General features: G+C 38.7%; 13 protein-coding genes. 5 read left to right on the top strand and 8 right to left on the bottom strand.

Annotation, left to right across the window (positions count from 1 at the left end; genetic code table 11):
* Positions 1-54: 54 nt before the first annotated feature.
* The 6 genes from porM to L2567_RS05440 form a co-directional block, all read right to left on the bottom strand.
* Positions 55-1,623, bottom strand: coding sequence for a type IX secretion system motor protein PorM/GldM (gene porM, locus L2567_RS05465; RefSeq protein ID WP_235296739.1), 1,569 nt, complete (start codon positions 1,621-1,623; stop codon positions 55-57).
* 37 nt (positions 1,624-1,660) lie between these two features.
* On the bottom strand, positions 1,661-2,257 hold the full coding sequence (locus L2567_RS05460; protein WP_235296738.1) for a GldL-related protein: 597 nt from the start codon (positions 2,255-2,257) through the stop codon (positions 1,661-1,663).
* Between the two features lie 164 nt (positions 2,258-2,421).
* Entirely contained in the window at positions 2,422-3,654 is a 1,233-nt protein-coding gene (porK, locus tag L2567_RS05455; protein ID WP_235296737.1) for a T9SS ring complex lipoprotein PorK/GldK, read from the bottom strand.
* Between the two features lie 198 nt (positions 3,655-3,852).
* Entirely contained in the window at positions 3,853-4,809 is a 957-nt protein-coding gene (locus L2567_RS05450; RefSeq protein ID WP_235296736.1) for a PorP/SprF family type IX secretion system membrane protein, read from the bottom strand.
* Positions 4,810-4,895: 86 nt separating this feature from the next.
* A complete protein-coding gene (locus L2567_RS05445) occupies positions 4,896-5,672 on the bottom strand; it encodes an MBL fold metallo-hydrolase (RefSeq protein ID WP_235296735.1) in 777 nt (258 codons plus the stop codon).
* A 3-nt stretch (positions 5,673-5,675) separates the two neighbouring features.
* Positions 5,676-5,897, bottom strand: coding sequence for a hypothetical protein (locus tag L2567_RS05440; protein ID WP_235296734.1), 222 nt, complete (start codon positions 5,895-5,897; stop codon positions 5,676-5,678).
* Positions 5,898-5,928: 31 nt separating this feature from the next.
* Here L2567_RS05440 and L2567_RS05435 point away from each other — a divergent pair, with 31 nt between their 5' ends.
* From L2567_RS05435 to L2567_RS05420, 4 genes are read left to right on the top strand one after another with little or no spacing between them, the layout of a single operon-like run.
* Complete coding sequence (locus L2567_RS05435) at positions 5,929-6,540, top strand: porin family protein (RefSeq protein ID WP_235296733.1); 612 nt, start codon at positions 5,929-5,931, stop codon at positions 6,538-6,540.
* Between the two features lie 10 nt (positions 6,541-6,550).
* Positions 6,551-7,039 carry a hypothetical protein gene (locus tag L2567_RS05430; RefSeq protein WP_235296732.1) on the top strand — a complete coding sequence of 163 codons (489 nt, stop codon included), beginning with the start codon at positions 6,551-6,553 and terminating at the stop codon, positions 7,037-7,039.
* Positions 7,040-7,043: 4 nt separating this feature from the next.
* On the top strand, positions 7,044-7,958 hold the full coding sequence (locus L2567_RS05425) for a Ppx/GppA phosphatase family protein (RefSeq protein WP_235296731.1): 915 nt from the start codon (positions 7,044-7,046) through the stop codon (positions 7,956-7,958).
* A gap of 36 nt (positions 7,959-7,994) precedes the next feature.
* Positions 7,995-9,482, top strand: coding sequence for a metal ABC transporter permease (locus tag L2567_RS05420; RefSeq protein ID WP_235296730.1), 1,488 nt, complete (start codon positions 7,995-7,997; stop codon positions 9,480-9,482).
* A gap of 211 nt (positions 9,483-9,693) precedes the next feature.
* On the opposite strand, the gene rbfA is transcribed toward L2567_RS05420, so the two are convergent.
* Positions 9,694-10,047: a 30S ribosome-binding factor RbfA gene (gene rbfA / locus L2567_RS05415; RefSeq protein WP_235296729.1), complete on the bottom strand. Its 354-nt coding sequence runs from the start codon at positions 10,045-10,047 to the stop codon at positions 9,694-9,696.
* Between the two features lie 171 nt (positions 10,048-10,218).
* Between rbfA and recG the strand changes: the two genes are divergently transcribed.
* Entirely contained in the window at positions 10,219-12,330 is a 2,112-nt protein-coding gene (recG, locus tag L2567_RS05410; RefSeq protein ID WP_235296728.1) for an ATP-dependent DNA helicase RecG, read from the top strand.
* On the opposite strand, the gene L2567_RS05405 is transcribed toward recG, so the two are convergent.
* Positions 12,327-12,986, bottom strand: coding sequence for an NAD(P)H-binding protein (locus tag L2567_RS05405; RefSeq protein ID WP_235296727.1), 660 nt, complete (start codon positions 12,984-12,986; stop codon positions 12,327-12,329). The two genes, recG and L2567_RS05405, sit on opposite strands and share 4 nt — an antisense overlap.
* Between the last annotated feature and the right edge of the window lie 79 nt (positions 12,987-13,065).

Here is a 13,065-nt window from a genome sequence, read left to right as displayed (position 1 = left end):
AATTTAAAAATCGAGAGTTCTCATTAGAGTGAGAACTCTCAAAAAACCTTTTATTTAATTTATGTTGAACACCATAGTGTTCAATTCTCTTTGTGCAGGGTCTCCAGGACACTTACACTTAACGTTTTCAAAATAGTAGGTATCACCTGGCTTCGCTTTGGCAATAATGGCCTGAGTTTGAGCAGTATAATTAGAACCTGGATTTGTAGAAAATTCAGGGTCTTGTCTTTTAGCTACTCTGACTACTCTGTATCCAGCGATGTTACACTTTGCATCGAAGTCAAAGTTTTGTAAGTCTCCGTAGACACCAATCTGCGCTTTAAATGGACCTGCGCCCATAGTCCCTCCAGATTTTCCTGAAAGTTTAGCAATTGGATCAGGTATTCTTTTCACTCTGAAATCTTTAGTTGCATTTAGACCAGGAGCAGAAACTCTAATCTCTGCAAATTCACCTTTAGCGGTCGGTCTACTCACATTAACGGTATAAGTTCCGTCACCATTCTTCTTGATTTTAGGTCCACCAGCTCCACCTGCGCTCACTTGTATTTGACCTGAAGGTACACCTGCAGCAGAAACTTCTACTGGGTTATCCACTCCAATATAGAATACATTCATCTTAGAAGCAGAAACTGAAACAGATCTTTCACCTACTTCATATTCGAAAGTCTTTCTAAAAGTTTGAACCTCATCGGTCACCGGATTTCTAATGCTTGCGACAGCGTCAAACTTCTTGATACCTACAGAAGAAGCAGTTTGCTCAAAAGTAGCAATTCCTTCACTGTTGACAGGTAAAGCCTTTCCATTGACACTAATGCTTATTCCTGTTTTAGAGTCAGCACCTGCGAAAGCAGATAAGAATACATCCGTTTTAAATTTCTCACCCTTAATAACATAAGATTTTTCAGGTGCTGAAACCACAGTAAACTTATCAAGTACTACATCTGTAGTAGTTCCCACTTTTCCAGCTAAGTAATTTAAGAAAGCTGATTCAGTAGATTTTACATCATTCTGAAACTTTCTAAATATTGGCAGAGTGGCTTGTAAAGGCATATGGTCAAAATTCATATGAGACCAGGAAGCTTTTCCTTTTTCTCTCCATGTTTGATCATCGATAGTTACGGCAACGTTCTTTTCAAATTCAGATCTGTCTTCTTCATCAACTAATTGCATGATCTCATCTTTGTAATCGATAAGAGCTTGCTTAAGTTTTGCTCCATTCCCCTCTTCTACCAGGTATCTGGTAGTGATATCCATGTTCTTCTTTCCTTTAAGATCGTCTGTCTGAGCTCCAGTTTCTTTATCTTCTACCCATCCATTGGTTGCAGCAATCATATCTTCCATAAGTTGCTCAATCTGTGCTTCCATATTATTCGAAAGCTCTCTCGCAGGCTCTATTCTTTCAGCATACTGTGCTAAGGACTCTTTCTTTTTTGCACCATCCTGAATGGCTGGAATGATGGCATCATTGGATTGCTCTAAAGCAGCATTTGATTTTATAAGACCTTTATCAACAATTTTAAAGGCATTAAAAATTTCAGCAGACACATTTAGAGCCAACATTGCCGTCAAAACCAGATACATGATGTTGATCATCAGCTGGCGCGGTTCCTTTGGTATTGACATTTTTTATTATTTTAAATAGTTAGCTAATGGTTTTCAATTACGTTCTTGCAATCGGTGCATTAAAAGCACTTAGTACATTTCCGTAAACAGAATTTAACGAAGTCAAGTTTCTATTAAGAGAAACCATTTGCTCCTTATATAATTTTGTATCTTCTACAGTGTCGTTTAGTGTAGCCATTGCTTCATTCATTCTTGAATAGAAATTATGCATGGACTTAAGTTGTTCTGAAGTTTCAGAGAAATCTACTTCCTGAAGTGATTTTAACGCTCCTAAGCTTCGAGACATAGATTGAAGCTCATCAAGCATTCCTCCTAGTTTGTTATCTACAGATTCTCCATCCAAAGGTTTGAATGTTTCAGCTGAACCAACTGCTCCAGCGGAAAGAGGAGATAAATTTGCTTTGTAATTATCCAGACCTGGATATAATTTTTCCCAGTAATAGTCTTTTTCAGGGCCAATTATTCCAAGAAAAGCGAATAGTACTGCCTCCGTAATCAGACCAATGGTAATCATAGTACCACCCCATGGCTCACTATTAATCTTACCCAAGGCTCCCAACATTACAGCCGCTGCACCTAATCCAATAAGTAAGTTTTTGAAATATTTGAAACCCTTTGATTTTAAGAAACTCATTTTTTTACAATTTAAAGTTAGTTGAATAAATAATGTTAATTAGATGCCGATTCAAGTATCGACTTTGAGCTTTGTACCACATATGCAGCACTAATAATGAGTTGGTAGTTTATGTCATTCATAGCACCACAGCTGAACGAGGTGCTATGATTAAAAATTGTCATTTATTTAAAATCATTAATAGAACGTCCCAGATAAGTCAATGCACATCTGAATCCTATGTATGATTTTGTTGTATCCTGAAATTCCCAATGTCTGGTTCCAGTCTGAATGAAGTAAGAAATATCTTTCCATGAACCTCCTCTTAATACTTTTCTTTTAAGAACGTCTGGGTCATCTTCCTTAGCATCATATTTCAAATCAGGATTCAAATCATGAACAAAGCTATAAGCATTGGGCTCATAGGCAGTTTCAGTCCATTCAGCAACATTTCCCGCCATACAGTATAAGCCATAGTCATTAGGAAAGTAGGCATCTGCAGGCACAGTAGTCATTCCACCATCTTCCGGATAATTACCTCTTCCTGGCTTAAAGTTAGCCAACAGACATCCTTTGGCGTTTCTGACATATGGTCCTCCCCATGGATATGGAGATAAATCTTTTCCTCCTCTTGCCGCATATTCCCATTCACTTTCCGTAGGCAATCTGAAGTTTTCGGTATTAACTCCACTATCATTGTACTTGTTCCATAAAGCAGATCTCCAGTGACAGAAAGCTTTAGCCATTTTCCAATTAACTCCCACTACTGGATAATCATCAAAAGCAGGATGCCAGAAATAATTTCTAGCGAAAGGCTCATTGTATGAATATGCAAAATCTCGTATCCAAGCCAATGTGTCTGGATAAATATTTACTTCATCTCTATTGATTAAACTTGTTCTTTCAGCGCCACTTGCAGCTTTTTTCCAGTCAATCCACTCATAGGCGTAGTTCATTTGTCTGGTATCTAACTCTCTCTTACCATTAAAAGCCATGTCACCTTGATAGAACATTTCATCTAAGGTCTCATCGGTGTAGTCTAATTCATATTCCCAGTCCAATCTTTCATTACCATATTCATCCTCGGTAAAATCACCCATAATGGTGTGAGCTATTGAATCTCTTACCCAATAAACAAACTGCCTGTACTCATTATTGGTAATTTCGGTATCATCCATAAAGAATCCGGCAATGGAAATGGCCTTGGGTCGTTGAGTATATGTGGAAAATACATCCTGGTCACTCTGGCCTATGTGCAATGTCCCAGATGGTATGTACACCATACCATATGGATTTATACCACTCCAGGAAGGACGGTCTAATACACCAGTTAATTCACCGTAATTGCTGCTGCCACAAGAAGTCATGACAATCACAATCGAGGCAAGTAAAAATAGAGAATTTACAATCTTTTTCATCTTTCAAACTTAGTTTCTACTGCAAGTTTTTAATACAAAATTCAGACTAAAATTAAGTCCGAAATCTTTCTTTTGTTCAATCTAAATATAAACCTTTAATCTATAGACGCTTTTATCGGGAAAAGCCACTAAACTAACGGCGTAAAATTTTCTTTATTATTGATTTTACTTTTTTTTAACAAAAAGCGGAAAAGAATTTTAAAGGTACCTTGGATTATAAATAATCTTTGGGGGTAATCCTGCTCCTATCAATTTATTGAGGTTATAATTTAATAGTATTTCATGCGTTCCATCATGTACCGATCTTAGGGCTGAAACACCAATGTCATAAGCATATGACAAAGTATAATGTTCGTTGAATCGCCAGCCTGCATAAACAATCGCTGCATCTAATGTCCTTGAATTATAACCACGCACTCCTAATCCTCCAAAAATATTGCCAGATAATTTTGCAATGGCTGCCACGTCGATCTGAGTCTGTACCAAATCGGAACGGACCATAATAGAAGGTGCAACAATTAAATTATCATTTAGGTCAATATTAGATTCACCATAGAAGTTTATGTATGGAATCAGCTCCACCTTTGTGTCGCTAATCGATATACTTGTTGAAGGGAAAGTCGAAATGGAAAGACCCGCTTCGAAGAAATTCCCAATGAAATAGACACCCGCTCCATATAGCACCCCTACCCCGCTTTCATTTAATTCAGAGAGGATGGGATCTTGATGGCTAATGGTGGGATCTTCGTAGATACCACTCGGTGTCCTTAAAAGTGAGCCACTTAAAGCACTTTGCATTAAGCCAGCCTTCAACCCACCGGAAAATAATCCCAAGGTTGTTTCCAAAACGTAATTGTATGAAATGGTACCCAATGTGTTGTTAAAATAGCCTATTTGTTCATTGGCGACATTAATCCCTAAAGCTCCATTCAATATGTACATTGGGAGATGTGCATTTACATTCTGAGTCCTGGGTTGCGTAGGAAGTTCATTCCATTGTGACCTGTAAACTCCTGTAACATTTAATGAATATTCAAAGCCTGCATATGCGGGATTCATCTGATATTTGTTGAACATAAACTGGCTAAACTGCATGGGCTGCTGAGCTATAGCACTGGAAGAAATAATCAATAAGAGAAATAAAAACCTATTCAAAGTATCGATTCTGGTTTATGTCATTCTTTAATCAAACGCAAATTGGTATTAAAAGTTACCAAAATATGAAAAAAAATGCAGTTATATCACTCAGCGTCACTGATATATACTTCCAAGCCATCGTATGCCGGTAAAACACTCTTCGGTAATTCTTGCTCCCATTCCTGGACAGGCCCAATATCATGTGAAAAATGAGTCAAATAAGTTTGCTCCGCGCCTATTTTTTTACTCATCTGAACAGCCTCATCAATAGTCAAGTGTGAATGATGCTCTTTTTTCCGAAGCGCATTCAGAACTATAACATCTAAATTTTTCAATTTTTTAAATTCATTTTCGGGTATGGTCTTCACATCTGTTAAATAGCAGAACCCACCTATTCGATACCCTAATATAGGCAAAGATCCATGGTGCACTCGAACGGGAGTTACACTTAAACCATTGACATCAAACGACTGGTCATCAGAAATAGATTCCATTAAAAATTTAGGACTTCCTGGATAGGGGTTGGATGTAAAGGCATACTCAAATCGTTTCTTTACTTCATCCAGCACCCTCTGCTCACCATAAATAGGCATGTCTTTTCTCTGTCTGAAATTGAAAGGTCGAAGGTCATCTGCACCTATCATATGATCGTTGTGCTCATGGGTCAGCAGAACAGCATCAAGCTTATCAATCGAATGGGCCAGCATTTGTTGTCTGAAATCCGGACCTACATCAATGCAAATACTGGTTTTACCAACCTCAACGAAAACCGAAGTTCTTAATCGATTATCTCTGTGATCATCAGAAAGACATGCAGAACATTTGCAACCAATCACGGGTATGCCTTGAGAAGTACCTGTACCCAGAAATGTAATTTTCATCAATTAATTTTCGAAGATTCCGTCCGTCAAGTCGAGTTGAGGAATAATTTCCTGAAGTACATTAATCCGACCTTCTACATCAAAAAACTTATTGACGACAATAATGTTTGAATCATTAACGATGCAATATCCAGATTTAAAATGACCTTTTTCATAGATCAATTTATAGTCATGATCCGCAAGATATTGCTCGATCTTTTTCAGATTATTTCTCGTATATTTCATCATTTTCGCTTATCTCTTAATTTTGCGTACCATGAATACAGCAAAAATAGCATTTTTCATATTAATTTCCTTTATATCTGTAGAAGCACAATCGTTCTTTAAGGGCAGCGCAATTATTGGGGTCAATGCTTCGCAAATAGATGGTGACGACCTGGCTGGATACCATAAATATGGACTTACAGCAGGAGTAAAAGTTGAGTTTCCATTGAGCCCCAGTTTTGATTTAGGACTAGAATTTTTGTATTGCCAGCGAGGATCACGAACTGCTTTAATCTATAACATTTACTCCGAAACTTACAGATTTGGCTTAAATTATATTTCTATGCCGCTCATATTAAAGTGGAACGACTGGTGGGTTCCTGAAGAATCCTATTATAAGGTCAACTTACACGGGGGCTTAGCCAATGCCTATTTGATTTCAAGTGATACTGAAGAAAGTCCTATTCCTATTGATCGAGATTTGAATGATTATGATCTAAGCTTGGTGCTAGGGGGTGGATTTGCCTTTTCTAAGAATTGGTCCATTTCATTGAGATATTCCAGGTCACTTACTACGCTATATGAATTAGAAACTTTTCCTGGAAGAGAAAGAGAAAGACTCCTTGGATATTTTCTTACATTGAGGACGGAATATACTTTTTAACACTTGTTTTATGAGATTTGTAATCAATTTGTTACTTATTGGTTGTCTGTTAGCATGTAACAATAGTGGTGAGCGTTCATCAAGTTTGGAGGGTGCTTCTGCAAGTGCTAGCGATCAATCGAAGTCAGCTAATGTCACCCCTCCACCCGCTATTCCTACAGAAATCCTCTTGGATGTATATGAAAATTGCGATTACATAGATTTTATATTTCCCAATCTTCCATTTAGTATTTCACAGGAAGACAAATCATCGATTCAGCAAACGATGAGGCATATTAACAACGTACAGCCCAGTAATTATAATCCAGATTGTCCTTACTTCGCTCAACAGATCTTTCAGGAAAATGGAGAAATCGTTTTGGATGCTAAAATCTTCTTTGAGCCCACCTGTACCTATTACTTATTTTATGAAAATGGGCTTCCTGTCTACAGTGCGAGTTTCACCAATGAAGGGATAGAATTTTATCGAAAAATTCTAGCACAAGCACAGCAGATGTAGTGGCATGGAGAAGTATGCAGCTATTGATTTAGGGACAAATACTTTTCACTTGCTTATCGCTTCCTTTAATGAGGAAGGAAGATTAATAGAGCATTTTCGTCGGCGTGAATACATTCATTTAGCGAAGGATGGGATCGAAAGAATAAGCCAGGAGGCATATAACAAAGCACTTACATGTGTGCAACAATTTGCTACAGACCTTGAGCATTTTGAAATTTCACATATCTCTTGTTCAGGCACTGCCGCACTGAGAACAGCCTCTAATGGTCTAAGTTTAGTGCATGAAATAGAAAATTGTCTTAAGGTTAAAGTTGATGTGATAGATGGCATCACAGAGGCCAAGTATATTTACCAGGGTGTAAAACTAGCTGTCCCTGATTTAAAGGAAGGTAACCATCTGATCATGGACATCGGCGGTGGAAGTGTGGAATTTATTGTAATCAAATCCGGTCACTTTGTATGGAGCAACAGTTATCCGATTGGAATTGCCGTGCTGAGAAGGCAGTTTCACAAAAGTGAGCCCATCACACGTGATGAAATCATGATGATCAATCAATTTATTCGCGACCATATTGCTAAATTACTTTACTTATGTCGGGATACTAAATTTACCAGTCTAATAGGTGCATCAGGTTCATTTGAAGTACTTTCAAAGATGGCTTCAGACCAAGATGAGGCTTTACAAATGGATGTTCCGATATCTTCCTTCCTGGATTTTTATGAAGAAATCGTTAGTGCTAGTCTCGATGAGAGGCTAAGCAGAGAGGACATTCCAAAAGACAGAGCACAATTGATTGTCGTTGCATTTCAGCTTATTAAATATATGCTGAGCCAACTGAAAATTGATAAAATTATAGTTTCAAAATATGCCATGAAAGAAGGAATGTTGAGCAATTTTTTAGATGCATCTAAAAATTAATTTTGATTAGTCTTAAATATGACTTAGATTTGCATGATGGACTTATTGATAGATGCGTTGAGTTCCGGATGGGCTATAAGAGCAATGATTGCTTCTTCACTGGTGGGTATCATGTGTGGTGTTATTGGCTGCTTCATAGTGCTGAGGAACATGTCATTGATCGGAGATGCTCTGGCACATGCCATTTTGCCTGGTATTTTTGTAGCTTTTATCCTTGTGGGCTACAGTACCATCGGATTCTTTTTGGGTTCAGTAGTGGCAGGCTTATTCACTGCATTCGGCATCACCTGGATTCAGCACAATGTAAAGACCAAAAACGATGCAGCAATTGGTATTGTTTTCACAACGATGTTTGCTATAGGAGTGATGGGTATTTCATACATTTCTCAGGGCGAAGGAGTACATTTAGATTTATCTGATTTTTTGTTTGGGACGACTTTAAGTATTAGCCCTGAAGATATTTACATTACGGGTACCGTTTGCATTTTTGTCCTGGCTTCGGTGGTTGTATTTTACCGGTATCTCTTCATCACGACTTTTCAAGAGACCATTGCCCAGACCATGGGAATATCTGTAAAAATGATTCATTATTTCTTGATGCTTTTACTTTCATTTGCAGTAGTTTCTGCTCTAAGAAGTGTCGGTGTCATCCTGGTGGTCGCCATGTTGATCACACCAGCATCAACAGCTTTGTTACTTTCGAATAAATTGAAAAATGTGCTGATCATATCAGCAATTATTGGGCTTATATCTGCGAATCTCGGTTTAATCATATCCATCATATTCAACACAACTCCAGGGCCGGCTATGACTGTGGTAGTTACTGGTTTATATTTAATAGCTGCCGTATTTTCACCAAAAAAAGGCTTGGCAGTTCGCTACATTCGGAAGCAGCGACAGAGATTAAAAATTGAACAAGAAGATATCTTGAAGCAAGCGGTCAAGGCTGATGATGGTATTGTGCTGGATGTGTCATATTTTACCGATAAACTTGATTTTTCAAAAGGTCAGGTCAAAACCCTTTTACAGCAATTGAGTAAAGAGGGTTTGGGTCAATGGAAGAATGGTAGGTTTAAACTCACTGACAAGGGACTTTCCGCTGGTGAGGTCCTGGTTCGAGCGCACAGGCTTTGGGAAACCTATCTTGTGGACAAAGTAGGATTAAATGAAGAACAGATCCATGATGAAGCAGAGAAAATGGAACATCATATGTCCTCGGAATTTTTGGACGAAGTGGATCACCTGCTCGGCTATCCGGAAAAAGACCCTCATGGTAGTCCCATTCCTCAGAAGTTTACACGACCTAAGCTGTCAATTATCGATCTCCACCCAAAAAGTAAAGCTAAGATAGCTTCGAAGCAAATCAGTGATGCCATCGAAAGTGAACTGTGGGAGCTAGGATTATTGCCTAATCAGGATTTCATCTTAAATGAAATAGGTCGTGATTATGTTGAAATACAGTGTGATTCGGAAAAGAAAGAGATTCGTACTTCTCTGGCAAGATTAATTAGTGTAGAGAAGTAGTGCAATTTGCTTCGCAACAGTCGGTCACATTCGCTATCACGCCGCTGGCGTGATTACTTCGTACCGCTGCCCTCCCATCCGGCAGGTTTGCTGCCGGTTCGTTCGCTATCACGCCGCTGGCGTGATTACTTCGTACCGCTGCCCTCCCATCCGGCAGGTTTGCTGCCGGTTCGTTCGCTATCACGCCGCTGGCGTGATTACTTCGTACCGCTCACTCTTCTTCGTGAATGTTATCAAATAAGGCGTTCAATCTATACATCTCATCCAGCGTTTCATCAATGAAAAAATGTATGGTAGGGATGCGTCTAACATGCTTTTTGATGCGATGAGCTAATAACTGACGCAGTCGATGCGTATGTTGTTGAACCATTTCAACTACTGCATTCTTATCATCAGTATTATAAATGGAAAGATAAATTTTTGATTGACTCATGTCCGGAGTAACCTGAACATTGGTCACTGTAACCAATGCATCTCCATAAATATATGGTCCTTCCTGAAAAAAAACCATGCCCATATTTCTCTTGATTATTTCTGCTACCTGCAAATTTCTTTTCGATGCCATACTGAATTTTTACTTTAAAGAATCAAAGATAGTAAAGATCTCACTACTACTCTTGATCTTAATCTCTATATCCGCTTTTACCTCGATCACCCAGATGATATTAGTATTCTCCAAATTAGTCAAAAGCATATGTTTTTAAAATATCATACATTCGCATAAAACATTATTCTGGTGTCTCACTATCTCGATACTCCTATTGAATATCTAAAAGGAATAGGTCCTGCACGTGCAGATCTTCTAAAGACAGAGATTCAGGTTTTCAAGTACGGCGATTTCATTTATAATTTTCCATTTCGTTACATTGATAAATCTTCCTTTCAACTCATCAAAGATCTGAAGACAGATGGTGAAACTGTTCAATTAAAAGGCTACCTGACTTCCTTGGAATTAATCAAAGGAGCCAATAATCGCCGTCGACTAGTAGGCCTGTTCAAAGATCCATCTGGATTTGTCGAGCTCATTTGGTTCCAAAGAGCAAAAGTTTTAAGCGAAATACTACAGATAGGTTCTGAATATGTGCTTTATGGCACGCTAAAAATTTATAAAGGCAAAAAATCATTTGCCCATCCTGAAATGGAACTTTCTGAAAAAGTAAAAAAAGGCGTTCAAAGGTCCTTTGATCCTGTTTACTATACCACAGAAAAACTCAGTAGTAGAGGCTTAGATGCGAAAGGTATCAGAAAAGCAATGCAAGCACTTTTCGAAAAAATGCCTGCAGGTGCCATACACGAAACTTTACCTTCTTACTTATTAGAAAGGCTTAAGTTAATCGGCAAATATCAAGCTTTAAAAGAGTTGCATTTTCCAACCAGTCAATCTGCCCTAGAAGAAGCTCAAAAAAGAATGAAGTTTGAAGAACTATTCTTTATGCAGATGAGGCTACTTCAGACTCGCAACATTCGGAAGCAAACCATTAAAGGTCATGTTTTTGAAAAAGTGGGGGAGAAGTTCAATCGATTTTTCTCTGAAAAACTACCTTTTGAATTGACCAGCGCTCAGAAAAGAGTCATCAAAGAAATCAGAGCAGATTTAGGATCTGGAATTCATATGAATAGATTGGTTCAGGGTGATGTCGGAAGTGGTAAAACCATGGTAGCATTGATGTGCATGTTAATTGCCATTGACAATGGTTTTCAAAACTGCATGATGGCGCCCACAGAAATACTCGCTCGGCAACATTATGCTTCTGTTTTAGAGTACGTTTCAGGGTTAGGGCTTAAAATCGGCTTTCTATCTGGAAACGTCAAAGGTAAAAAGCGAAAAGAGTTATTGAAGATGCTTAAAGAGGGTGACATTGACATACTGATCGGCACGCATGCCCTCATTGAAGATCCTGTCAAATTTAAAAACTTGGGCTTGGCCATCATAGACGAGCAACACCGCTTCGGGGTGGTTCAACGTGCTAAGTTATGGGGTAAAAATAAAACCATGCCGCCACATGTGTTGGTCATGACAGCAACCCCCATTCCCAGAACTCTTGCTATGACCCTCTACGGTGACTTAGATGTCTCCATCATAGATGAACTACCACCTGGTCGTAAAGAAGTCACCACCAAGCATTTTACGGAATCAAGAAGGCCTCATGTACTCAACTTCATGCATCATGAAATACAAAAAGGAAGGCAGATATATGTGGTTTATCCTTTAATCGAAGAATCTGAAAAACTCGATCTGCAGAACTTGAATGCTGGCTATGAGATGTTGCTCCAATATTTTCCTCCGGAAAGGTTTAATATCAGTGTCGTACACGGCAAAATGAAACCTAAGGACAAGGATTTTGAGATGGAAAGATTTGTGACCGGAAAAACGCACATCATGGTAGCCACCACTGTGATAGAAGTCGGTGTCAATGTGCCTAATGCCACTGTCATGATCATTGAAAACTCTGAACGATTTGGCTTATCCCAGTTACACCAATTGAGGGGACGAGTGGGCCGTGGAGCCGAGCAATCATATTGCATTTTAATGACCTCCTATAAAGTTTCTAAGGAGGGAAAAGAAAGAATTCAAACCATGGTTCGGACCAATAACGGTTTTGAAATTGCTGAGGCCGATATGCAATTGAGAGGCGCTGGAAACATAGAGGGAGTTCAACAATCTGGTTATCTGGATTTTGCCATTGCCAACCTTGCTACTGACACTCCAATACTTACCGCAGCCAGACACATAGCAGAAAAGATTCTATCTGCCGATCCGAGGCTAGAATTACCAGAAAATTTGACCTTAAGGAATGAGATGATCAGGATTCAAAAAAAATATAAGAGCTACAGCCGAATATCCTAATTCATATTGAAGATTTCATCTAATTTATAGGTATGCGTGCCCAAATTATTCCTTAGGACACAAGTCCTCATCGCTGTCGCAACCTCTTGATCTCGAATGGGTCGATATTTCTTGACAAATGGAACCCATGAAACCGCTTTCACTAGGGCTAATCCGATTTTTTCTCCTACCCTATTCTCACTTCTGTCTCCAGACAAGATGCTTGGTTGAAGTATATGAATGGACTTAAATTCTAATTTCTTTACGGCTTCTTCTAATTCACCTTTCATCCTAGAGTAAAAAATACGCGATTTTGGGTGAGCTCCGGCTGAAGAAACCAAAACATAGTGTTCAACATCGTTATCCGCTGCTGCTTTCGCCATCTCATACTGGTAAGTATAATCCACTTTGTACTGTTCATCCTTACTACCAGCCGCGGACATAGTTGTTCCCAAAGTAGAAAATAGAACATTTCCTTGCATTAGATCCTTCCATGTTTGGGGTTTGTCAAAATCGATGATAAACTCTTCTAATTTATCATGCTTGACACCAGTTGGTCTTCGATGTAGAACCCTTACTTTGGAGTAATCATCATCAATAAGTAACTGTTTTACAAGTTCAGAGCCTACCAGACCTGTAGCTCCTATTACAATCGCCTCTAATTCTCTTGACTTCATCTAAGCGTATTTTCTGTGTTACCTTTTTGTTTTGAAAGAGTTCGCAATTGACTTTTAAACCATTCAATTATACATCAAT

It is taken from the genome of Portibacter marinus, assembly GCF_021533195.1.
Classification (GTDB): Bacteria; Bacteroidota; Bacteroidia; order Chitinophagales; family Saprospiraceae; genus Portibacter; species Portibacter marinus.
This window is presented reverse-complemented; position numbering and strand designations above follow the sequence as displayed.

What these genes read in the sequence shown, in the direction of transcription:
- L2567_RS05405 (WP_235296727.1), bottom strand. Translation starts at nt 12,986, where the DNA reads ATGAAGTCAAGAGAATTAGAGGCGATTGTAATAGGAGCTACAGGTCTG.
- porM (WP_235296739.1), bottom strand. Translation starts at nt 1,623, where the DNA reads ATGTCAATACCAAAGGAACCGCGCCAGCTGATGATCAACATCATGTAT.
- porK (WP_235296737.1), bottom strand. Translation starts at nt 3,654, where the DNA reads ATGAAAAAGATTGTAAATTCTCTATTTTTACTTGCCTCGATTGTGATT.
- rbfA (WP_235296729.1), bottom strand. Translation starts at nt 10,047, where the DNA reads ATGGCATCGAAAAGAAATTTGCAGGTAGCAGAAATAATCAAGAGAAAT.
- L2567_RS05420 (WP_235296730.1), top strand. Translation starts at nt 7,995, where the DNA reads ATGGACTTATTGATAGATGCGTTGAGTTCCGGATGGGCTATAAGAGCA.
- L2567_RS05440 (WP_235296734.1), bottom strand. Translation starts at nt 5,897, where the DNA reads ATGAAATATACGAGAAATAATCTGAAAAAGATCGAGCAATATCTTGCG.
- L2567_RS05430 (WP_235296732.1), top strand. Translation starts at nt 6,551, where the DNA reads ATGAGATTTGTAATCAATTTGTTACTTATTGGTTGTCTGTTAGCATGT.
- L2567_RS05460 (WP_235296738.1), bottom strand. Translation starts at nt 2,257, where the DNA reads ATGAGTTTCTTAAAATCAAAGGGTTTCAAATATTTCAAAAACTTACTT.
- L2567_RS05445 (WP_235296735.1), bottom strand. Translation starts at nt 5,672, where the DNA reads ATGAAAATTACATTTCTGGGTACAGGTACTTCTCAAGGCATACCCGTG.
- L2567_RS05435 (WP_235296733.1), top strand. Translation starts at nt 5,929, where the DNA reads ATGAATACAGCAAAAATAGCATTTTTCATATTAATTTCCTTTATATCT.
- L2567_RS05425 (WP_235296731.1), top strand. Translation starts at nt 7,044, where the DNA reads ATGGAGAAGTATGCAGCTATTGATTTAGGGACAAATACTTTTCACTTG.